Origin of the sequence: Enterococcus sulfureus ATCC 49903, from assembly GCF_000407605.1 — a bacterium.
In the GTDB taxonomy this organism is placed as follows: Bacteria; Bacillota; Bacilli; order Lactobacillales; family Enterococcaceae; genus Enterococcus_G; species Enterococcus_G sulfureus.
In genome coordinates this window covers 211,483-232,420 of sequence record NZ_ASWO01000003.1, presented here as the reverse complement: position 1 = coordinate 232,420, position 20,938 = coordinate 211,483, and the positions used below count along the sequence as shown (strand labels likewise).

The following is a 20,938-nucleotide window of genomic DNA, read 5'->3' as shown; positions in this document are numbered from 1 at the left end:
GCTAGGTTATTTTTAATTTTTATGGTTTAACCAAGTCAATGCTGCTTGTTTACTTTCAGTAGTATGGATATCTGGACAAATTGGGACATTTTGATAAACACTTCCACTTCTATCTCTGATAAATGCTGTCGTCAATTGCATCCTCGCGCCGTCGTATAAATAGACTTCTTGATTAGCTGAAGTATATCCTGCGGAATTTGACCCAAAAAATTTCACATTCGGTAATCCTTTAAAACAGATTGCCGTCAGTTCACCTGAACTTCCAGTATTTTCATCGATTAAAATAGCAATCGACTTATTATTTATTTTATGCGTATTCTTTAGCTCAATTGCTGCACCACCACTATTTAACTTTCCGGCAGATAAATCTACAGATTTTGTATTTTGTTTTTTATCGATATATTCAAAAAGCTTTCCATCAGGTAAGAGTGCTGATAATCCAAGAATCATCGGTGTCATATTTCCTCCTCGGTTTCCACGTAAATCAATCATGATAGTTGTATAATTATCTTGATGTAAAGCTGATTCTAATATATTTGCATATTCATTTGCTTCAACTTGTGTACCTGTAAACTCTGGAACAGTTAAATATAAAGTTTCTTGTTCAACTTCTGCTTTAGGCTCAAATTTTTCAGAATGATCAAATTGAGTTTGCGATGTTTCAATAAACGAATGCTTGCCACCTGCCACTTTTATTGCCTCTTCAAGACTAGGTAATGCTTCAGAATAGGTAGACGCATCTTTTGTTTTTTCTAGAGTTTTTGTTTTGATTTCCTTCCAAGCTTTTGATTCGCTATAGATCCCTGATTCTTCCATTTTCTCTAAGGCAACGGCAACATACTTTTGAGGTGATGGTGGTATAAGATAAATATTTAATTTATAACCGTACAAATAAATAATTACCAGTAACGAAATAAATCCTATCCCGATTCCTATTAATAACCGCTTAAATAGTTTCACTTTGATCATCTCTCCTTTTATACCCTATCTGTATTAAAACATACTGCTTAATGAAAATAATCAGACTAATGGCTTAAGTTTAGACTAGTCGATACTTTTTTAACTAACAAAAAGAGAGCTGAATCATTATCGATTCAGCTCTCTTTTATCTTCTCTTTTTAAAACTCTTTGATCACATCTTCCATCCCTAAGCCTTGAGCAACTTTTGTACCATACTCTTTATCGGCTTGGTAGAAATGATAGATTTGACGTTTTTTGATTTCATCTTTTGATACGGGTGTCATCGCATCGACTACATTTTGGACTAGGCGTTCTTTTGCCTCATCAGATTGCAAACGATACAAATCTCCTGCTTGTGTGTAGAAGTTTTGATCATAGCTATAATGGCCAATCTCACCATGGACTTCGTAGCCAGCTGGTTTAACTGCTGGATTTTCTTTGACTTCATTGAAACTATTTGGTTCATAGTTGATCGAAGTCGAACCGTTGTCCATCCGCATAGCACCATCTTTTTGATTATTATTGACTGGACTAACTGGTTTATTGATCGGAACTTGTGAGTAGTTCGCTCCGACACGATAGCGATGTGCATCACCGTAAGCAAACAAGCGTCCTTGCAACAATTTATCGGGTGATGTTTCGATTCCAGGGACTAAATGACCAGGCGACATCGCCACTTGTTCCACTTCAGTAAAGTAGTTTTCAGGATTACGATTTAACGTCATCGTACCGACTTCGACTAATGGGAATTCTTTTTGTGAGACTGTTTTGGTCACATCAAATAATAATTCTGGTCGTTTTTGCGCTTCTTCAAAAGGAATCAATTGTACACATAAGGTCCAAGATGGATAATCTTCAGCTTCGATCGCGTTGTGTAAATCTTCGATATGATAATCTGGATTAGTTCCAGCAAGCTCTGCCGCTAAGTTCACATCAAGATTTTTCACGCCTTGATTGGTTCTAAAATGATATTTGACCCACGTTTTTTCACCAGCATCATTGACCCATAAGAACGTATGGCTACCATACCCATGCATATGACGCATCGTAGCTGGAATTCCACGATCACTCATTAAAATCGTCACTTGGTGTAAAGATTCTGGTGATAACGACCAAAAATCCCATACTGCATCTGGACTTTTTAGATGCGTTCTTGGATCACGTTTTTGTGTGTGAATGAAATCAGGGAATTTTAGTGGATCGCGGACGAAAAAGACCGGTGTATTGTTCCCTACGATATCGTAGTTGCCATCTTCAGTATAAAATTTTATTGCAAATCCACGTGGATCGCGTACCGTATCCGCAGAACCTAGTTCACCAGCTACAGTTGAAAAACGCGCAAATACTGTTGTTTCTTTTCCAACTTCAGATAAGAAACTTGCTTTCGTATATTTTGATACATCATTCGTGACTTTAAATACGCCATGCGCTCCTGCACCTTTTGCATGAACGACACGCTCAGGCACACGTTCACGATTAAAGTGTGCTAGTTTTTCTAATAAGTGAACATCTTGAATCAAAATGGGGCCGAATTCCCCCGCTGTTGCCGAATTTTGATTGTCATACACTGGAGCACCATCTGCTGTTGTTAACCATTCTTTTACCATGTACATTCCTCCTTTTCGTTATAATTTAACTGTACAATAAATCTGTTTTTTCATCAAAGATAAGCCTTTTTTAAATCAAATAATATTTTTAAAATGTTATTTTATACAAAAAAAAGAAACAAGCTAAGAGTTTAGCTTGTTTCTTCATTATTTCGAGATATGCAAGACCTCATATATATTACATTCTACTGCTTCTGGTTGCTCGTTTACAAAATAAAATTCAACATATTTCCATTTATCCGGATTGTACACTATTGTTTTACCCAAGCATTCCAAATGGGGTAGTGAGTAATGAGGTTTTTGCATACTATTTGTACGTTTGATATCCTGCTCGATCTCGATTACATAACGGGCTTCTTTGATTTTATCCGAAATCTCCGTCAATAATGGGATCGCGATGTTGATATGTTGCCAGCCAAATGAGGTCAAAATATTATCGTAGAATCCTTCAAAAATGAATCGATTCATCCCTCCTGTCTGCTCCCACAAATAAAATGGTGCGTACTCTTTACGATCTTTTTGTTCTATAATCAGATAGGCTTTTAGTGCTAACCCTTCAAATCCATCTGTTTTCATCCCATTCTCTGCTACTCTATTTCTGATGACCTCCATATCATAATCGTTTGGTAATGTGATGTTATATTGCATTGCATTCATACTACATCTCTCCTTTCAAATAAAATTATACGTGAGATAATTTCGTTGTATAATGGTTATAAATCATAACAAAATTCCAAAATGGAATAGCAAAGGAAGCTAAATCGATGGAGCTAAATGATATTAAAATTTTTTACGAAGTAGTACAACAGCAATCGACTATAAAAGCTGCTGAAAAGTTAGGCTACACCCAGTCAAATATCAGCAAACGGATTGCAAAATTAGAAGAGGAACTAGGTATCTTACTATTTCAACGGACCAATAAAGGAATGTCTTTAACCGTAAATGGAGAACAATTTATTCCATATACCGAAAAATTTTTAGCTCTTACTAATGAAGTAGATACGTTGTTTTCAAAAAATAATGTATTAAAAATCGGGACAACACAAACTCTTTCTCGGAATTATTTTGAACCGTATTATGTACGTCCCGAAGTTGATATTTTTATTTCACCGATTCATCAACTTATTGAAGATTTAAAAAAGCATACGCTTGATTTTATAGTAGTGAACACACCACTCACAGAACATGGATTGATCCAAGTCGATTCGTTTGAAGAATCCATTACATGTATTGGGACGACAACAGATATTCCAATGATATTTTTAGTTAGTCGCGATCCATATTGTCCTTATCGAAAAGCTACTCTTGAGTACCTTGAAACTCCTTCTTTAAAAGATGCACAGATTATTGAAATGGATACATTTGATAGCTTACTTCATGTGCTAAGTCACGAGAGTGTAGCCGCGATTTTACCACAAAAGGTATTATCGTATGCGACACATTTAACTCGTATTCCATTAGATTCACTTATCCCATCCATCACGATCTATACCTACGCTGCACGTCTCACTTCAAAAAAATTTCATTTAGCACACTAAAAAAGAACTTTCCGCAGAAAGTTCTTTTTTTAGTGAATCAACTTCGCATGTTCTTCTTTGATCTCATCGAGTAGTTCTGGATCTTCTAGTAGATCTAAAGCCGTTAACGCAAGTAAACTGGCCCCAATTGCGATGGAATTCAAGCCTTTTTCACTGCGTGCCGCTGCTTTAAATTCGATACTGTGTCCAGCGATATACTCTTCTGAAATCGAGACTACTGGTTGGATCGTTGGGATCACTTGACTAACGTTTCCTACATCTGATGAACCAAATGAAGTAGGCAGTTCGGTACGAATCTCACTTTGATCAATATTGGCTTGTGTTAAATGTTTGAAAAAGAGTTGGTCAAAGCTTGGTGTGATAATGATGTCATCCACTGAGTTTTGGAAAAGCCCAAATTCGTAAGTGGTTCCTGTTGCCAGTGCGGCTCCCTTTACGATATTTTCGACTTTTTCATAGACTTCATTGAGTGTTGAGCGACTTAAAGCACGTAAGTAAAAACGAGCTGAAGCAAATTCTGGTACGACATTGGCTGCAACACCACCATCTGTAATGATCCCATGAATGCGCACATCGCTTGGCACATGTTCTCTTAACGCATTGATGCTATTGAAGACTTGGATTACGGCATCTAGAGCATTGATACCTTTTTCAGGAGCAGCGGCTGCATGAGAAGCACGACCGTAAAATTTTATATCGACAGGATCGTTAGCCAATCCTGGTCCTGTGGTGCTGTATCCATATCCAGGGTGGCAGCAAAGTGCTGCATCCACATCTTTGAAAAAGCCTTCCCGTACGAAACTACCTTTTGCTGAACCATTTTCGCCACCTTCTTCCCCAGGTGTTCCGTACACCCGAATCTCTCCACCGACTTCATCGACAACTTGTTTTAACGAACTTGCTGCTAAAATCGAGGTGATTCCAAATAGATTATGACCACATGCATGTCCGATTCCGGGTAAAGCATCATATTCTGCTAAAAAGACTAAAGTTGGACCTGATTTTTTTCCTTTGTAACGTGCATCAAATCCAGTGCGATGTCCAGCTACGTCCGTTTCGACTTCGAATCCTTCTTCTGTGAGCAGTTGGACCAAGGTTTTTTGAGCAAAAAACTCATAATTACTCACTTCAGGTGTATCGTGGATAGCTAACGCTAATTCTTGGTAATGGGCTAAGCGTTTAGTAATGTATTCTTCAATAATCGTTGGTTCAGCTACTTTGACTGTCATATGATCAGACTCCCTTTTTTATAATGTAAAATCTTCCCATGCGGCTTTTGATGAGCCTTTTGAAGTTTCATCGATTACTTTTTTCGTTTGTTCAGTTTGATAGGCTTCGACGATTTTTTTGTATACTTCTTTGTCTTTATTTTCTTTCTTAACGGCAATTACGTTAACGTATGGTCGAGAGCCATCACTAACTGGTTCTAAGTAGATCGCATCTTTTGAAGGGGTCAATCCAGCATCGACAGCCATGCCACTATTGATGATCGCGACATCGACATCTGGTAATGAACGTGCAGTTTGTGCGGCATCGACTTCTTTGATGTTCAACTCTAATGGATTACTTGTGACGTCAGCTAAAGTTGGTGTTTGACCGGCTTTTTTATCGACTGTGAGTACACCAGCTGATTGAAGTAACAGTAATGCGCGACCATTGTTCGTTGCATCGTTTGGAATCGTGACAGTGTCGCCTTTTTTCAATTCAGAAACATCTTTGATTTTATCTGAGTAGATCCCAAGTGGCGCGATAACAGTCAATCCAATCGGTGTTAGATCAGTATTGGCTTCTTTATTGTACGCATCTAAAAAGATCTCAGTTTGAAAGGCATTTGCATCGATCGAGCCGTCTGCTAAAGCGGTATTTGGTGTTGTATAATCCGTGAATTTTACATATTTGATCGTGATTCCTTCCTCTTTTAATCGTTTGCTGACATCGTCCCAGACATCGGTATTGTCTCCTACGACACCTAATTTGACTGTAGTATCTTCTGCTGCAGCTGCTTCTTTTGACTCACTATTTTTTCCACAACCGACTAATACTGCTCCTGCAAATAAAACTGATAACCCTAATAAAATTTTCTTCATATGATTTCCCCCTAATTATGCGTGACTGATTTTTTTGATAATGACGTTGCTAACAAATTGACTGATAAAAACTAAAATTAAAATGAGTACTGTCGCGACGATCGTCACATCTGTTTGGAATCTGTTGTATCCTCTTGAGATGGCTAAGTTTCCTAGTCCACCTGCACCTACTGCACCGGCCATGGCCGTTAATCCAATCACATTGATCATCGTCAATGCTGAAACACGGACGATACTTGGCAAGCCTTCGATTAGATAAATGCGTACAATAATGCCAAACTTACTTGTCCCCATCGCTTGGGCGGCTTCGATCACTCCATGGTCCACTTCGAGTAAAGCATTCTCGATTTGTCGAGCATAAAAAGGAATGATCCCGATGATCAATGGGACTAATGCGGCTTGTTCTCCGATCGTTGTCCCGACGATAAATCTGGTCACAACAGCAAGTAAAGCAAGTAAAATAATAAATGGGATCGAGCGCACGACGTTGATGGCTTTATCCAACACTTGATAAATGACTTTGTTTTCTAAGATGCCATTTGGTCTGATCACGACAAGTAATACCCCTAAAATAATTCCTAAAATCCCTGCAATCAACGCAGTCCAAAAGACCATATATAACGTTTGAGTTGTAGCTATAATAAAATCATCTTTACTAGCGACAACGTTTGGGATGTAACGAGTGAGTAATGCGTCCATATCAAGCGCCTCCTACTAAAGTTAAATTTTGATGTTTGCTGTGTGCTTCTTTTAATAACGTGGCATTTACGCGATGTTTTTTCAAATAATCAAATACTTTTTGTTTTTGGTTATGGTTTCCAGTTAAGACTACAACTAATGTGCCCAGCGCGGTTCCTTGAATGATTTCAACATTGCCGTATAAAATATTGGTCGTCACTTGGAAACGACTAAATAATTGTGCAATCAACGGTTGATCCGTTTCATCTCCTACATAAGACAATTCGACTAACCATTCATTTGGTGATAGATTTGAAAACTGCGGATGTTCTAAGATCGTCGCCAATGCTTGATCGATATGGGTTGCTGTTCGAATAAAGTCTTTCGTTAACGCTTTTTGTGGTTGACTAAAAATATCGAGTGCACGTCCTTGCTCAATGATCTGTCCATCTTCCATTACCGCTACTTTATTGCAGATCTCTTTGACGACTTGCATTTCATGTGTGATCAAAACGATCGTCAAATCCAATTCACGATTTAATTTTTGCAATAATTCTAAAATCTGGATCGTTGTTTTCGGATCTAGTGCACTGGTGGCTTCATCACACAGTAAAATTTTAGGATCACTTGCTAAAGCTCGTGCAATGGCGACTCTCTGTTTTTGTCCACCGGATAATTGACTCGGATAGGCTTGTGCTTTATCTTCTAGTCCAACTAATTGAAGTAAGCTAGTTACTTTTTCAGTTCGCTCAGCTTTTTTTAATCCGGAATACTTTAACGCAAACGCGACATTATCAAATACGGTTCTCGCATTAAATAGATTGAAATGTTGAAAGATCATTCCGATTTGTTTGCGCTGTTGACGTAAGGTGCGATGAGAGATCTTCGTTAGATCGACTCCATCGATGATGACTTCCCCACTAGTTGGTCGTTGCAATAAATTGATCAAACGAACCAAGGTACTTTTTCCAGCTCCAGAATATCCGACGATACCAAAGATATCTTTTTTCTCCACAGATAAATTGACATTCGATACGGCGATCGTTGTTTTTTTCTTTTGTGTAAAGACCACATCGACTTGTTTTAACTCGATCATGTTGCGTTTCCCCCTTTTTTTGGCATAAAAAAAAGCCCCCAAACATTAAACCTAATGTTTGAGGACGAAAATTCGCGTTACCACCTCTAATTTAGAATCTGCTCGCGCACATTCCCTCTTCAAGTACTATCATACTCTAGCAAAATATCGGTTGCTCCCGTCGTTTACCCGCTTATCGCTTCAACGAATTGCTCCATGACCATTTTCCAAAATGCCTTCTTTGTCTGTTTTCAGCTACCCAGACTCTCTGATGAAAGATTCTTTTTTGTACTTATCATTTCCACGCAATGTAGATGTATTTAATTTGTGTTTCTTGTTGTTGCTAACAATAGCGTACTTTAAAGCAAGCGTCAATCGTCTTTTTCATTTAATAACATAAATTACGATTTAAATACATAAAATTCACCAATAAAAACGAAGGTTCAATTGCTTTCTATTTATAGGTTTCGCCTTGATTTTTATGATAAAAAAATTAAAATATAAAATAATTTTTTCATAATCTTATGTATAAATCATACTGTTGAATACGTTGACTATTATTTTTTCACAAATTTAAAAAAAGTAGTGAAATATGGTTGACGTTCTTTTATTGTTATTGTATTATAAGTAAGTCCTGTTATTCAGGTATTGATTTTTGGAGGAGTAGCGAAGTGGCTAAACGCGGCGGACTGTAAATCCGTTCCTTTTGGTTCAGTGGTTCGAATCCACTCTCCTCCATTTCATTGGGGTATAGCCAAGCGGTAAGGCAAGGGACTTTGACTCCCTCATGCGTTGGTTCGAATCCAGCTACCCCAGTACTGCAAAGCATCGTAGATTTTCTACGATGCTTTTTTTGTTATTTCAATTTTAGCTTATTTGTTATTAGCTCCACTAAACTTCGCCAAGGATTCAACAAAATGATCAACAAAACGTGTGGCATCAATTTGCAAACAAAAGCGCGTTCGTTTCGGAATCAATGTTAATTCATCTAGTTTTCCAATCATGCGCCCATACGTTTGATCCGTTTGCTCAACAGTTAGGTTTAATTCGATAAAAGAGGTACAAAATCCTTCTTCTAATGCAATCGCGACAGCCAATGGATCGTGTAAAGCACCACCATAGTCTTGCTCTGCATATTCATTTTGGTAATAATACTCCGCAATTGCGGCTAAAAAATCACCTTTTTTATTCTTCCGATCAAAACGAGCGATATCTTGTTTTGTGATCATCGTTTGTAGCGTCACATCGAGTCCTACGACCGTTACAAAAAGGTGTTCAAATACATAGTTTACTGCCGCAGCATCATTGTAGACATTCACTTCTGCAACAGAAGTAATATTACCAGGAATCGTCAGCGCTCCTGCCATACATACGATCTTGCCGATTTTTTTGATAGTTTCGGGTGCTTTTTTGAGTGCATCGGCTAAATTCGTTAACGGTCCTAACGTGACTACGATCAACTCATCTTGATGCTTATTTGCGGCTTCAATCAAAAAATCCACAGCAGTCAGTTCTTTAGGAGTGGCTCGTGGTATCGGCAAGTGATATTCACCGATTCCATTTCGACCATGCACACGTTCAAATGAATCCGGTACAGTATACGTTTGATTTCCCCAACTTGCAGCAGCACCTTGATAAACGGGTATATCTACTTCAAACAACTCCAATACTTGTAACGTATTTTTTGTGGCTTGCTGTACTAAAACATTGCCAAAGCTTGTGGTAATCCCAATTAATTCTACTTGCTCATACTGCGATAAAGCGTATAAGATCGCAAATGCATCGTCGATTCCCGTATCTACATCTAAAATCAGCTTTTTCATGTAGGTTCTCCTTTTTTTCTTTTAGTAGACCATATTTGAAAGCGTTTCGCAAATGATATAGACAAGACAGAAATTCTTCTTAGTCTTTCAATCGATTTAATTGACGAGCAATTTTTCGATTCTCATAACGACGATAAAACTGATACATAAATAGATGCAAAATTAAAGTGACAAGCAACACTGCCCACCAATAAGGCAAGATAAATGAAAACAATATATCTGAGAATAAATACAACGAAACATATCCTGCTACAACATTTACCCCAGTCATCACGATACTATTGAACAAAGCCGACCAAGTCAAATACTCCCACGTATAGGGATAAAGAAAGCCAAAAACACTCCCGATAATCCCTGAAATCGCCAATAACTTCCATACATAGAACAGCTCGATACGTGCATTACCACCAATAAGAGTACAAATGACAAGTAACCAAATAAATGAAAATAATATGATCTGTAAGACTTGATTTTTTAAGCGTTGCATTTTAGTTTCCTCCTTTTTGACCATCTAAGAATTGCTGACGAATCATTTTGACGTAATGGCGACTGACACGAAATACTTGTTTTTGAGTAGTGTACACACTCAAACATGCATTGCGTTCGGTTTGAAAACTTTCGATCTCGTTCAAATTGATAATGGTTGTATTATTAATACGGACTAACCCAACATCCGCCAAATAAGCAAAGTCTTTCAAACGCCCTTTTGCATAAACGACCTCTTCATGAAGTGGATAAACTTTTGAAAGATGGTCCATCGCTTCAATTGCTAAAATTTTCGTTACAGGCAAGTATTTTTTACGATGAGTTTGTGGCTCGATGACTTCTAGTATCGGTTCTTCTTGAAGTGTTTGCTCAAATCGCGAAACTAAATGACGCTGGCTTGGGTGTAGCGAAATATTCGCTTGATTACGATCTAGCTGCGGATCAAAAAACCATTTTATCTTCATCTTCTCCCTCCTTATCTTTACTGTAGCATGCTTTATACAAGATCACTCGCTATTTTTTGTTTGTTGCACATTTCTACTTTTTGTTGCAAAAAAAGCACCGCGAATATTCGCGATGCTTATCCAACAAAAGCTTTGATTATATAGATAACAACCAGATGTACTGGGTAAAAATAATAAAAAAATTGTTTATCAAAACGTGTGCCCCTACCGCCTAATTTGCCATTATATGCATATAAAAATGGCAATACAGTAGCGATCATATACTCGTTATCGAACGTGAAGACTTGGTAAAATGTTCCATTCCCACCTTGTGCATATGTGAGGTATGCATGAATAAATAAGAGCGCCGAAAATGTCAGGATCGCAAGACTGATACGCTTTAGATTGCCTCTAAAGCAGTAAAATACTAATGCTAAAATAAGTTCATATGGTCCTCCTTCACTAAATAAAATCAACGGAATCAATAGTAACGCTAAACTAGCAAACCCCAATTTTCGACTCCAAGTTGTTTGTTTTCGACACGTATCGATACTCCAAATAAATAAAAAAAGCCAAGCTAACGTTAAGAAAATATTGTTTCCTTGAATCACTAAAAATGGATCAAACTGTCCGGTGATCGGATGCGTAAACGTGCTATGGGTCAATAGATTATGTGCGATATTAATGCCTAACATCGCAAATCCACCAATCAATAAGCGACTAGCATATTTTTTTCGGTTTCTTGTGTAAAAGAAGCCTTCAACCATCATAAAAACAAACAGTGGTGCTACAAAACGTGCGAGTAATGATACCCAAAGTGGCCAATGAAGCTGTGCTCCGAAATTGGTATTGACATGATCGATCACCATAAAGATGATCCCAATCCATTTTAACTGATAATGCGTAAGTCCCTTTTGCATCTTCGTTCTCCCTTACTCTTTTTTCTCCACTGACTATACCAATACTAGACCAATCATACCTCCTACTCTGGTCTGAATTTGACAGAGTTTTTCGTTGTGCTATATTTTGACTAACGACACTTGTCGAAACAATAAGAAAGGCATGGAGTTTTTCCATGTAAGGACAGCATATGTTTAAACAAGAAACGACACTTGATTTTTTAACAGAATTATTGAGCATCAATAGTCCGACTGGCTATACAAAAAATGCGATCGATTTTTTACGCCACACAATCGAAGAAATCGGATTTGAGACAACGACGACACCAAAAGGAAATCTTCTTGTCTTTGTTACAGGTGAAGACCAAACAACCACTCGTGCATTAAGTGGCCACGTCGATACATTAGGATTAATGGTTCGTTCGATCACTCCAGAAGGTAAATTAGCATTAACGAAATTAGGCGGTCCATTGACACCTACTCTAGATGGTGAATATTGTGAAATCATCGCACGTGACGGCAAAGTCTATACAGGAACTATTTTATCTGATGCTCCTTCGATCCATGTCTTTCCTGATGCGGCTACTAAAGAGCGAGACATTGATCACCTATTTGTAAAACTAGATGAAAAAGTGAATACTAAAGAAGACGTTGACGCTTTAGGAATCCAAAATGGAGATATTGTCGCTTACGATCCAAAAGTCGTCGTGACAAAAAATGGCTTTGTAAAATCACGTTTCTTAGATGATAAAGCGTCTGTAGCACTGCTTGTAAGTCTTTTACGTGAACTAAAAAATGGAACATTGAGTGCCAAAACAAACTTGATCTTTATCTTTTCAACTTATGAAGAAGTTGGTCACGGTGCCTCTTGGATTCCTGAAGAGATCACAGAATTATTAGCCGTTGATATGGGCTGTATCGGTTTAGATCTCGCTTGTACCGAATACGATGTATCGATTTGTGCTAAAGATTCATCTGGACCTTACGACTATGAGTTGACAACACATTTGATCGAACTGGCAAAACAAAAAGAAGTCTCCTATGCAGTCGATATCTACCCAATGTATGGTAGTGACGGCTCAGCGGCTTTACGCGGTGGCGCCAATATTCGTGCCGCTTTGATCGGACCTGGCGTTGCAAGTAGCCACGGAATGGAACGCACACATGTAGATGCGCTTAAACACACGTTTGAGTTACTTTGTGCTTATATTGAACATCCATTACATTAAAAAACAAGACAGGATAGATTTTTTAATCTATCTTGTCTTGTTTTAATTTAGTCCCTTTGAAATTTCATCGATCATAATCGGCAATGATTCTAAACCAGATCCAGCTAAGTACCAAACTTGTGGATCAAGTGTAATCACATGGTTATTTTTGCCCGCATTCGTTTGTTTGACTAATTCGTTGTCTGCGAGGTTCGTCGTACTTTGATCACCACCGATAGCTTTCGTACGATCGACGACAAAAATGTAGTCTGGATTTTTTTCTAAAATATATTCATAAGAAATACTTGCACCATGTGTCGATGGTTCTAATGTCTCATCGACTGGCGTTAATCCAAATGTATCATACACAATACCATAACGTGAACCTGGACCAAAAGCCGACAAACTATTTTCATTTGTCATCACGACCAATGAACGTGCATTCAACGCTTGATCTTTAGTTTTTAAAGCATCGATACTCGTTTTTATCTTAGCAATTTTTGCTTTCGCTTCACTTTCTTTGCCAAACAAGGTCGCGACTGTTTCAATATTTTTTTGTGCAGAGCTCCAGCTATCTTTGATATCCGTTGCCAAATAAACAGTTGGTGCAATTTTTGCTAATTCGTCTTTAAAATCTGCTTGTCGAGATGATATCAAAATCAAATCAGGTTTTAATGCATTGATTTTTTCTAAATCGGGCTCTTTGACACCGCCAACAGATTCACGATCACCGTACTGTTTTAAATAAGTTGGTAGATTTTTGACAGGTACACCAATGACCTTGTCTCCTTCACCTAGTGCATCAACTGTATCCAACAAGCTGCTATCAAATACGACGATTTTTTTAGGCGTGGCAGGTACTGTGATTTTTTGGTTCGTACTGTCCAACACTTCAACTGTTTTTTCATTGCTCTCAGTCGTAGCACTCGTTTTCTGACAGCCTGCTACAACCATTCCTAAACTCATGATGATGATCAAACTCCATATTTTTTTCATACTCATTCTCCCTTTTTTATTTGAAATACGTACAGATAAGTTGTCCTTCTAGCTCATGTACGGTAACTGGTAAATCGTATAAATCAGATAAACAGGTCGAGGTGATGACTTTACTCGTCTCTCCTTCTGCCATGATCTTGCCCTCTTTCATTGCGATCACATAGTCCGCAAAACTGGCTGCAAAATTGATATCATGTAACACGATAATAATCGTCTTTTGATCAACTTCAACCAGTTCTTTTAAAACATGCATCAATTGATTGGCATGCTTCATGTCTAAATTGTTCAAAGGTTCATCGAGTAAAATATAATCCGTATCTTGTGCTAAAATCATCGCAATATATACTCGTTGTAGTTGTCCACCTGATAAGGTATGGATCGATCGTTGCTTGATTGCGGTTAATGTCATCTTCTCCATAGCCCAATCGATGATACGTTGATCTTCTTTTGTCAGACGTCCTCTCGTATAAGGGTAACGTCCAAAGCCGACAAGCTCTTCGATCGTAATATGCAACGCAATGTGATTACTTTGTTTTAAAAATGCAAGACGTTTGGCTAATTGTTTGGGTTTGACTCGCTGGATCATTTCTTCTTCTAGATAGATCTCGCCTGAATCATAATCTGTTAACCGACTGATCGTAGCTAAAAAAGTACTCTTTCCTGCTCCATTTGGACCCACAAAAGCAGTTAACTTGCCTTTTGGAATCGTAGTCGTCACATCCGTTAAAATTTCTTTTCGTTGAATCTGTTTTGATAAATGTTCGCTTTGAATCATGTGCGACTCCTTTCATGGATGATTTTTAGCAAGAACAACCCTCCACCTGTAAATTCAATCACGGTACTGATCGTCACATTAAACGCAAAAATTTGTTCTACTAAGATCTGTGCGGCAACTAATAAACAAATACTAATCAGTGTACTTCCCATAAATAACAGACGATGGTGATAGGTTTTAAATAACTGATAACTAAGTGTGGCAGCGATAAATCCTAAAAAGATAGTCGGGCCTACGAGTGCTGTTGCTGTCCCTGAAAGTATTGCGACACTGGCTAGCACAATGATTTGCAACCAGTTCATATCGATACCTAAAACCGTTGCATGATGTCTACCTAAGTGCGTTACATCTAATTCTGGAGCGAGTAAAAAAAGAATCGTACTGCCCACGACGATCAATAGCGTAGCCCAGAAAAAATGTTGCGTATCGATTTGACCAAAGCTAGCAAATAACTTACTTTGCAATAGATCATACTCATTTGGATCCATGACGACTTGTAACGCCGTACTGATACTCGAAAAAATCGTTCCAGACACGATTCCGACCATCAAGACTAAAAAAATATCTCCATTTGCTTTTTTTAATAATAAAAAACTGAGTATTGTACTCAAACAGACCATTAAAAAAATACTCCCTAAAAACTGAGGTAAAGAATGACTTTGTAAGACTGTACTTCCTCCTAGAAAAAAGAAAAATAACGTCTGAATCAATACATAGATTTGATCGAACCCTAAAATTCCAGGCGTCAACAAAGTATTATGCGTAATAGTCTGAAAGGCGATCGTACTGATACTTGTCGCACAGGCAACAAGTATAAAGGCCATCACTCGTTTACCACGAAGAGATAAAGCAAATGACCAATTGCCATACGTATGAAAAGATAAATAAAATAAAATAAGAAAAATAGCTAAACTTACTAGACCTATATACAGATAGAGGGTTTTCCTCATGAACGAACCCCCTTTTTAAATAACAAAAATAAAAATAATGTACCACAAACCAAGCCGACAACGACACTTACAGGCAATTCATAAGGGGCAATGACAAGTCGTGCAATCAAATCGCACACGATAAGTAAGCTGCTTCCACATACTGCAGTGATCCACATCGTATGCTTTACGTGATCACCAAAATATAATGCGACAAGATTTGGGACAACGATCCCTAAAAAAGGAACACTCCCAACTAGTAGCAATACAGAAGTATTTCCTAAAGCGACTAATGCCAAAACGATCCACAATAATCGTTGGTAAGATAAACCAAATGCAGTAGCGGCTTCTTCACCTAAACCGGCCACGGTAATTTGATAGCCTAAAAAATAAACAGCCAGTAATACAGGTATTGTGAGATAAATCAGTTCATATTGACCTTTGATTACCATCGAAAAATTCCCTTGTAACCAAGAGATGATGTTTTGAACAAGCTGGTATTGATAGGCAAAGAAAGATGCAATCGCTCCGATGACGTTGCCAAACATGATCCCTGTCAACGGTAAAATCAATGGATTTCCCCGTGGCAAAAAGCGACTTAAGCCCAAAAATAGCAACACGCCTGCATACGAAAATAAAAATGCGACACCGGTTCTCATAAAGATCGACGCATTTGGCAGACACAACATCACAATCAACATCCCTAAGCGGGCACTGTCCATCATGCCAATCGTATTGGCAGATACAAAACGATTTTGCATCAAATGTTGCAACACACGTCCGCCAATGCTGATCATTGCGCCAGCGAATACCAAACTAATCGTCCGTGGAATTCGAGTTTGAATCAAAATAAACCACTGATCATGATCGCTTAGGAACAATTCGTGCAGTGAAAGTTCCTTCGTACCAATAATTAGTGAGAGAAAACTTAAGCTGAGCAAGAGTATAATCGCTGCTAATTTTTTTATCGTATTCCTCACCTCCACCTCTTGTTGAGAATGATTCTCAATCTCATTGTTCTAAGTGTAGGAGAAATTGATTCGTTTGACAAGCGTTATTTTACATTTAATGAATTTTTTCACAGTATTTTTCGGCTTTTGTTCTTAAAACATTTCGAGTATACTAAAGATAACGTTTTCAAAAAGAAAGGAAGACTTTTATGAATCGAACTGAGATTGAAGCCTTTCGCACACAAGCTGCGAAACATGATGCTCTACGCGATGCTGGATTGATCGAACCTGAAACCTTAGTCATTCACCGTGATCTTGCTTATGGTCCTTATGGTGTAGACAATTTATGCGATATCTATTATCCAAAAGGCACTACAGCACCTCTGCCTACGATCATTAGTATCCATGGTGGTGGATTTTGTTACGGGGATAAAGAATTGTACCGTTTTTATACGATGTTTTTAGCTACACAAGGGTTTACTGTAGTGAATTTCAATTATCGTTTAGCCCCTGAGCATGCCTATCCTGCTCCTTTAGAAGACACCAATCAAGTCATGCACTTTATTTTAGATCATCAAAATGAGTATTTTATCGATCCAACACGTTTAGTTTTATTAGGAGATAGCGCTGGTGGACAGTTAACGGAGCAATACGCGACGATTGTGAGCAATCCTGAATATGCAGCTTTATTTGATTTCACTGTACCAAATCTGCAATTTCAAGCAGTTGGTTTAAACTGTGGGCACTATTTTATGGGGGAAGAAGACACTCCTCAAGAAGCCTTTGATTATTATTTTGAAGGCGTCGATCCAAAAAAGATCGTCCAACAATTCCCAGTAGAAGCACACTTAACAAGCAACTTTCCTCCAACATTTTTAATGACGGCCACAGATGATTTTCTAAAAGACCTTGCACCTCGTCTGCATGAACGCTTAGTCGCACTAGAAATCCCTACGCTCTATACGTGCTATGCTCAGCCAGATGGCTCGCCTTTAGGACATGTATTTCATGTGGATCAAAAATTAGCTATTGCAAAAGTATGCAACTTAGATGAACTGGCTTTTTTCAAACAATATGTCTAAAAAAGAGAGTGTGACAGAAATCTGTCACACCCTCTTTGTTTATTTAAATATACTGCTTGTGAAATTTCAAATGTTCTTCAATAAATGTCGCAATCGTATAGTAACTGTGATCATAGCCTGCTACTTTTTGATACGTTAAGTTCGCCTCTTTTGCTTTAGCTGCGCTCACAAAATTCGTTTCCTCTAATTGCACCTCGTAAAATTCATCAGCACTTCCTTGTGTGATCAACATCGGAGGAACAACTGTAGCTTGTGTTAAACAACTCGTCGCATCCCAAGACGTCCAATCTTTATCGCCTAAATAAGCCTCAAATGCTTTTTGGCCCCACGGTGTTTGACTAGGATTCGTGATTGGAGCAAATGCTGAAATCGCCATGAATCGTTCTGGATTTTTTAATCCTATCATCAACGCTCCATGTCCTCCCATCGAATGCCCCATGATACTTTCTTTTCCTGAGTAATTCGGGATCAATGGATAAACCAATTCAGGTAGTTCTTCAGTCAAATAGGTATACATTTGGTAATGTTCACGATAAGGGTCTTGTGTCGCATCGACATAAAAACTCGCACCTTGTGCTAGATCCCAGTCAGATACGTCGTGTGCCTCACCGCGCGGAGAAGTATCTGGCATGATGATGGCTACATTTTGTTCATTTGCATATCGTTGAAATTGTCCCTTTTGGCTAAAGTTCTGATCGGTACAGGTTAAGCCAGATAGCCACCAAATCAATGATATGACTTGATCATTAGGATTTTCTGGTAAAAATAAAGTGAAGGTCATCTCACTGTTTAGCGTGTTGGCATAGTGGCGATAACGCGTTTGTTTCGCACCAAATACTAGATGCTGTTCAATTTGCTCAAGATTCATCTGTGGCTTCAGCTCCCTCGTAAGTTAAAATCGTACGGATCGATTCACCTTGATGTAACCAGTCAAATGCACGATTGATTTCTTCAAAGTCTAATTGACCAGTGATAAAAGATTCCAAATCGATTTCACCATTCATAAAATCTTCAACCATACCTGGAAGTTCTGTACGTCCCTTTACACCGCCAAAAGCCGAACCACGCCATACGCGACCGGTTACTAATTGGAATGGACGTGTGCTGATTTCTTTTCCTGCACCTGCGACACCAATAATGATACTTTCACCCCAACCTTTATGACAAGCTTCAAGTGCTGAACGCATCACGTCGACATTTCCGATACATTCAAAACTATAATCGACCCCTCCGTCCGTCATTTCAACTAATACTTCTTGAATTGGACGATCAAATTCTTTCGGATTAACAAAATCAGTTGCGCCCATTTTCTTCGCTAATGCCCATTTACGAGGATTTGTATCCACAGCAATAATTCGTTTTGCGTTGGCTTTTTTTAATCCTTGAATAACTGCTAAACCGATCGCGCCTAGACCAAATACGGCAGTCACTGCGCCTTCTTCAACTTTAGCTGTATTTTTTACTGCACCTAGACCCGTCGTCACCCCACAACCAAATAAGGCAACTTTATCTAACGGTGCTTCTTCGTCAATTTTTACTAAATTGATTTCATTCACTACGGTGTATTCACTAAATGTACTTGTACCCATGTAATGATAAATCGGTTCGCCATTATAAGAAAAACGAGTCGTTCCATCTGGCATCACACCTTTTCCTTGTGTTTCACGAACTGCCGAGCATAGGTTCGTTTTTCCAGATAAACAGAATTTACATTCACCACATTCTGCAGTATATAAAGGAATCACATGGTCACCTGGTTTTACAGAAGTAACTTCTTCTCCTACTGAGACAACAACACCCGCTCCTTCATGTCCTAAAACGGCTGGAAAAACTCCTTCTGGATCATCTCCAGATAAGGTAAATGCATCGGTATGACAAACAGACGTGTATAAAATTTTGACCATGACTTCTTTTGCTTTTGGTTCTGCAACATCGATTTCTACGATTTCTAACGGTTTTCCTGGCGCAAAGGCGACAGCTGCTTTACTTTTTACCACTTCTATTCCTTCTTTCTACTTCTATATGTTCACGTATATAGTATAACGAATTTTATTTCAAAACTATAGCTATTCGCTTGAGGATAAAAAACTGACTTTAAATAAAATTGTACACTTTCTACTTTTCTTTTAAAAAAAATTTTGATATTATTTACACATCATGTCATTGTAGAGGAGTTTGTTGTTTGAATCAACGTACACAATTACGTCCACTGATTTTTTGTTCATTTGCAGTGTTATTTAACATCGTATTGAGTTTAACTGTTGTCACCTTTCAGTTGCCACTTGTATTTTTAGATTGTATCGGAACAGTATTTATTTCAGTCGTGTTCGGGATGCGCTATGGGATTTTAACTGGAGTAACGACCAATCTAGTTGCCGGGATTTTTTTTGGTCCAGCCGTGATTCCTTTTGCTTTATTTAGTGCTGTCATTGCAATCGTGATTTCATGGTTTGCAAAAAAAGAATTCACTTACCTACGAGCGATTATCGCTGGATTGACCTCCGCGATTTTAGCTTCCTTTGTCAGTACAATTTTACGCTTGATGATTTATGGGGGGTACTCATTTTCTCGTACAATGACCAATCTAGTCGTTTCAATACTCCATCGTTCTGGTGAAAATATGTTTATGGCAACTTACTGGTCTTCCGTTTTAGAAAATGGATTGGATAAAGTCATTTCTTGTTTATTAGTCGCTTGGCTGTTGCATCTACCTAGATTAAAACGTTATTTTCATCGTTAAAAACGCATGCTCAACTAAAGAGCATGCGTTTTTTTATGGATAAATGTTGTCCGTTTTGTATACGTATCAACTAAGACAAATACAATGGGTAAATACATCGCAATCATCGATAAACGCTGATAAACACCTTTATAAATCCAACCATGTGCTTGAGCATATCCATTCAATGAAGCCAAAGCAATCGAAAAAATAAATAATCCTAAAAACCAATAGGCACGTTTATGGTTAAATTTGTAAGCTACGATACTGACTAGTAAAGGAAAACCTAACATCCCGACATTGCCTAATGCAGAACCTACTTGATGAATGATCATCGAGTACTGTAATGTTTCCGCATCACGATCCACACTAAAAATACCAGATAATATACATTGACCCAGTGCAAAAATAGCCAAAGATACGCTAATCAATAGACTGATTTTTGTAGAGGCAAACTGTTTTAAGTAAGCTGTAAGACCCGGTAAACTTAGTAATAACAAAAAGCCTGACACTACAGACAACCAGCCAAATGTCGCTTCCACTGGACTTCCTTTTTCGCCTAAGTCACTAATGACTTGTCGTAATGGGTGATAACCTGGATAAAAAAAGGCTAAAACATATGGAGTTAAAAAATCAACGGCTACAAATCCTAAAAGCCAATACCAAAAATATCGTTTGATCAT

At 38.1% G+C, this 20,938-nt stretch carries 22 protein-coding genes and 2 tRNA genes; 6 read left to right on the top strand and 18 right to left on the bottom strand.

What is annotated here, in order from left to right:
* Positions 1-12 precede the first annotated feature (12 nt).
* From I573_RS04970 to I573_RS04960, 3 genes are all read right to left on the bottom strand, one after another.
* On the bottom strand, positions 13-969 hold the full coding sequence (locus tag I573_RS04970; protein WP_245555065.1) for a S41 family peptidase: 957 nt from the start codon (positions 967-969) through the stop codon (positions 13-15).
* Positions 970-1,118: 149 nt separating this feature from the next.
* Positions 1,119-2,567, bottom strand: coding sequence for a catalase (locus tag I573_RS04965; protein WP_016186031.1), 1,449 nt, complete (start codon positions 2,565-2,567; stop codon positions 1,119-1,121).
* Between the two features lie 147 nt (positions 2,568-2,714).
* The gene (locus I573_RS04960; RefSeq protein WP_016186032.1) at positions 2,715-3,224 is read right to left on the bottom strand and encodes a DUF4865 family protein; all 510 of its coding nucleotides are present in this window, start codon (positions 3,222-3,224) and stop codon (positions 2,715-2,717) included.
* A gap of 107 nt (positions 3,225-3,331) precedes the next feature.
* Here I573_RS04960 and I573_RS04955 point away from each other — a divergent pair, with 107 nt between their 5' ends.
* Positions 3,332-4,105 (top strand): LysR family transcriptional regulator, encoded by a 774-nt coding sequence (locus I573_RS04955; RefSeq protein ID WP_016186033.1) that lies wholly within the window; start codon positions 3,332-3,334, stop codon positions 4,103-4,105.
* Between the two features lie 29 nt (positions 4,106-4,134).
* Here I573_RS04955 and I573_RS04950 read toward each other — a convergent pair whose 3' ends face one another.
* The 4 genes from I573_RS04950 to I573_RS04935 are packed head-to-tail and all read right to left on the bottom strand — an operon-like array spanning position 4,135 to position 7,966.
* Positions 4,135-5,334, bottom strand: coding sequence for a M20 family metallopeptidase (locus I573_RS04950; protein WP_016186034.1), 1,200 nt, complete (start codon positions 5,332-5,334; stop codon positions 4,135-4,137).
* Between the two features lie 18 nt (positions 5,335-5,352).
* The gene (locus I573_RS04945) at positions 5,353-6,192 is read right to left on the bottom strand and encodes a MetQ/NlpA family ABC transporter substrate-binding protein (RefSeq protein WP_016186035.1); all 840 of its coding nucleotides are present in this window, start codon (positions 6,190-6,192) and stop codon (positions 5,353-5,355) included.
* 15 nt (positions 6,193-6,207) lie between these two features.
* Positions 6,208-6,891, bottom strand: a complete 684-nt coding sequence (locus tag I573_RS04940) for a methionine ABC transporter permease (RefSeq protein WP_016186036.1) — start codon at positions 6,889-6,891, stop codon at positions 6,208-6,210.
* A gap of 1 nt (position 6,892) precedes the next feature.
* Entirely contained in the window at positions 6,893-7,966 is a 1,074-nt protein-coding gene (locus I573_RS04935) for a methionine ABC transporter ATP-binding protein (RefSeq protein WP_016186037.1), read from the bottom strand.
* A gap of 636 nt (positions 7,967-8,602) precedes the next feature.
* Between I573_RS04935 and I573_RS04930 the strand changes: the two genes are divergently transcribed.
* Both I573_RS04930 and I573_RS04925 read left to right on the top strand, forming a co-directional pair.
* A tRNA-Tyr gene (locus I573_RS04930) sits at positions 8,603-8,683 on the top strand.
* Between the two features lie 6 nt (positions 8,684-8,689).
* Positions 8,690-8,761, top strand: a tRNA-Gln gene (locus I573_RS04925).
* A gap of 56 nt (positions 8,762-8,817) precedes the next feature.
* On the opposite strand, the gene I573_RS04920 is transcribed toward I573_RS04925, so the two are convergent.
* The 4 genes from I573_RS04920 to I573_RS04905 all read right to left on the bottom strand — a co-directional run bounded on the left by I573_RS04920 (position 8,818) and on the right by I573_RS04905 (position 11,617).
* The gene (locus tag I573_RS04920) at positions 8,818-9,768 is read right to left on the bottom strand and encodes a nucleoside hydrolase (RefSeq protein WP_016186038.1); all 951 of its coding nucleotides are present in this window, start codon (positions 9,766-9,768) and stop codon (positions 8,818-8,820) included.
* A gap of 79 nt (positions 9,769-9,847) precedes the next feature.
* The gene (locus I573_RS04915) at positions 9,848-10,255 is read right to left on the bottom strand and encodes a hypothetical protein (RefSeq protein ID WP_016186039.1); all 408 of its coding nucleotides are present in this window, start codon (positions 10,253-10,255) and stop codon (positions 9,848-9,850) included.
* Between the two features lies 1 nt (position 10,256).
* The gene (locus I573_RS04910; protein WP_016186040.1) at positions 10,257-10,718 is read right to left on the bottom strand and encodes a LytTR family DNA-binding domain-containing protein; all 462 of its coding nucleotides are present in this window, start codon (positions 10,716-10,718) and stop codon (positions 10,257-10,259) included.
* A gap of 116 nt (positions 10,719-10,834) precedes the next feature.
* Positions 10,835-11,617: a TraX family protein gene (locus I573_RS04905; RefSeq protein WP_016186041.1), complete on the bottom strand. Its 783-nt coding sequence runs from the start codon at positions 11,615-11,617 to the stop codon at positions 10,835-10,837.
* 170 nt (positions 11,618-11,787) lie between these two features.
* Here I573_RS04905 and I573_RS04900 point away from each other — a divergent pair, with 170 nt between their 5' ends.
* Positions 11,788-12,825 carry a M42 family metallopeptidase gene (locus I573_RS04900; protein WP_016186042.1) on the top strand — a complete coding sequence of 346 codons (1,038 nt, stop codon included), beginning with the start codon at positions 11,788-11,790 and terminating at the stop codon, positions 12,823-12,825.
* Between the two features lie 42 nt (positions 12,826-12,867).
* Here I573_RS04900 and I573_RS04895 read toward each other — a convergent pair whose 3' ends face one another.
* From I573_RS04895 to I573_RS04880, 4 genes are read right to left on the bottom strand one after another with little or no spacing between them, the layout of a single operon-like run.
* Positions 12,868-13,800, bottom strand: a complete 933-nt coding sequence (locus I573_RS04895; RefSeq protein ID WP_016186043.1) for a siderophore ABC transporter substrate-binding protein — start codon at positions 13,798-13,800, stop codon at positions 12,868-12,870.
* A 16-nt stretch (positions 13,801-13,816) separates the two neighbouring features.
* Complete coding sequence (locus tag I573_RS04890) at positions 13,817-14,575, bottom strand: iron ABC transporter ATP-binding protein (protein ID WP_016186044.1); 759 nt, start codon at positions 14,573-14,575, stop codon at positions 13,817-13,819.
* Positions 14,572-15,525 (bottom strand): iron chelate uptake ABC transporter family permease subunit, encoded by a 954-nt coding sequence (locus I573_RS04885; protein ID WP_016186045.1) that lies wholly within the window; start codon positions 15,523-15,525, stop codon positions 14,572-14,574. Before I573_RS04885 ends, I573_RS04890 begins: the two co-directional genes overlap by 4 nt.
* Positions 15,522-16,484: an ABC transporter permease gene (locus I573_RS04880; protein ID WP_016186046.1), complete on the bottom strand. Its 963-nt coding sequence runs from the start codon at positions 16,482-16,484 to the stop codon at positions 15,522-15,524. The genes I573_RS04885 and I573_RS04880 overlap by 4 nt, the downstream gene beginning before the upstream one ends.
* Before the next feature lie 179 nt (positions 16,485-16,663).
* On the opposite strand from I573_RS04880, the gene I573_RS04875 reads away from it, so the two are divergent.
* Positions 16,664-17,536: an alpha/beta hydrolase gene (locus tag I573_RS04875; RefSeq protein ID WP_016186047.1), complete on the top strand. Its 873-nt coding sequence runs from the start codon at positions 16,664-16,666 to the stop codon at positions 17,534-17,536.
* Positions 17,537-17,579: 43 nt separating this feature from the next.
* On the opposite strand, the gene fghA is transcribed toward I573_RS04875, so the two are convergent.
* A complete protein-coding gene (fghA, locus tag I573_RS04870) occupies positions 17,580-18,404 on the bottom strand; it encodes an S-formylglutathione hydrolase (RefSeq protein ID WP_016186048.1) in 825 nt (274 codons plus the stop codon).
* Positions 18,394-19,533, bottom strand: coding sequence for an S-(hydroxymethyl)glutathione dehydrogenase/class III alcohol dehydrogenase (locus tag I573_RS04865; protein ID WP_016186049.1), 1,140 nt, complete (start codon positions 19,531-19,533; stop codon positions 18,394-18,396). Before I573_RS04865 ends, fghA begins: the two co-directional genes overlap by 11 nt.
* 185 nt (positions 19,534-19,718) lie before the next feature.
* Between I573_RS04865 and I573_RS04860 the strand changes: the two genes are divergently transcribed.
* A complete protein-coding gene (locus I573_RS04860) occupies positions 19,719-20,276 on the top strand; it encodes a hypothetical protein (RefSeq protein ID WP_016186050.1) in 558 nt (185 codons plus the stop codon).
* Positions 20,277-20,290: 14 nt separating this feature from the next.
* On the opposite strand, the gene I573_RS04855 is transcribed toward I573_RS04860, so the two are convergent.
* Positions 20,291-20,938, bottom strand: a complete 648-nt coding sequence (locus I573_RS04855; RefSeq protein ID WP_016186051.1) for a DUF998 domain-containing protein — start codon at positions 20,936-20,938, stop codon at positions 20,291-20,293.

Bases quoted from the DNA above. Each gene is read 5' to 3' on its own strand.
- I573_RS04955 (WP_016186033.1), top strand. From the start codon at position 3,332: ATGGAGCTAAATGATATTAAAATTTTTTACGAAGTAGTACAACAGCAA.
- I573_RS04900 (WP_016186042.1), top strand. From the start codon at position 11,788: ATGTTTAAACAAGAAACGACACTTGATTTTTTAACAGAATTATTGAGC.
- I573_RS04905 (WP_016186041.1), bottom strand. From the start codon at position 11,617: ATGCAAAAGGGACTTACGCATTATCAGTTAAAATGGATTGGGATCATC.
- I573_RS04945 (WP_016186035.1), bottom strand. From the start codon at position 6,192: ATGAAGAAAATTTTATTAGGGTTATCAGTTTTATTTGCAGGAGCAGTA.
- I573_RS04875 (WP_016186047.1), top strand. From the start codon at position 16,664: ATGAATCGAACTGAGATTGAAGCCTTTCGCACACAAGCTGCGAAACAT.
- I573_RS04935 (WP_016186037.1), bottom strand. From the start codon at position 7,966: ATGATCGAGTTAAAACAAGTCGATGTGGTCTTTACACAAAAGAAAAAA.
- I573_RS04895 (WP_016186043.1), bottom strand. From the start codon at position 13,800: ATGAAAAAAATATGGAGTTTGATCATCATCATGAGTTTAGGAATGGTT.
- I573_RS04910 (WP_016186040.1), bottom strand. From the start codon at position 10,718: ATGAAGATAAAATGGTTTTTTGATCCGCAGCTAGATCGTAATCAAGCG.
- I573_RS04950 (WP_016186034.1), bottom strand. From the start codon at position 5,334: ATGACAGTCAAAGTAGCTGAACCAACGATTATTGAAGAATACATTACT.
- I573_RS04855 (WP_016186051.1), bottom strand. From the start codon at position 20,938: ATGATCAAACGATATTTTTGGTATTGGCTTTTAGGATTTGTAGCCGTT.
- I573_RS04965 (WP_016186031.1), bottom strand. From the start codon at position 2,567: ATGGTAAAAGAATGGTTAACAACAGCAGATGGTGCTCCAGTGTATGAC.
- I573_RS04920 (WP_016186038.1), bottom strand. From the start codon at position 9,768: ATGAAAAAGCTGATTTTAGATGTAGATACGGGAATCGACGATGCATTT.
- I573_RS04960 (WP_016186032.1), bottom strand. From the start codon at position 3,224: ATGAATGCAATGCAATATAACATCACATTACCAAACGATTATGATATG.
- I573_RS04885 (WP_016186045.1), bottom strand. From the start codon at position 15,525: ATGAGGAAAACCCTCTATCTGTATATAGGTCTAGTAAGTTTAGCTATT.
- fghA (WP_016186048.1), bottom strand. From the start codon at position 18,404: ATGAATCTTGAGCAAATTGAACAGCATCTAGTATTTGGTGCGAAACAA.
- I573_RS04890 (WP_016186044.1), bottom strand. From the start codon at position 14,575: ATGATTCAAAGCGAACATTTATCAAAACAGATTCAACGAAAAGAAATT.
- I573_RS04970 (WP_245555065.1), bottom strand. From the start codon at position 969: ATGATCAAAGTGAAACTATTTAAGCGGTTATTAATAGGAATCGGGATA.
- I573_RS04915 (WP_016186039.1), bottom strand. From the start codon at position 10,255: ATGCAACGCTTAAAAAATCAAGTCTTACAGATCATATTATTTTCATTT.
- I573_RS04940 (WP_016186036.1), bottom strand. From the start codon at position 6,891: ATGGACGCATTACTCACTCGTTACATCCCAAACGTTGTCGCTAGTAAA.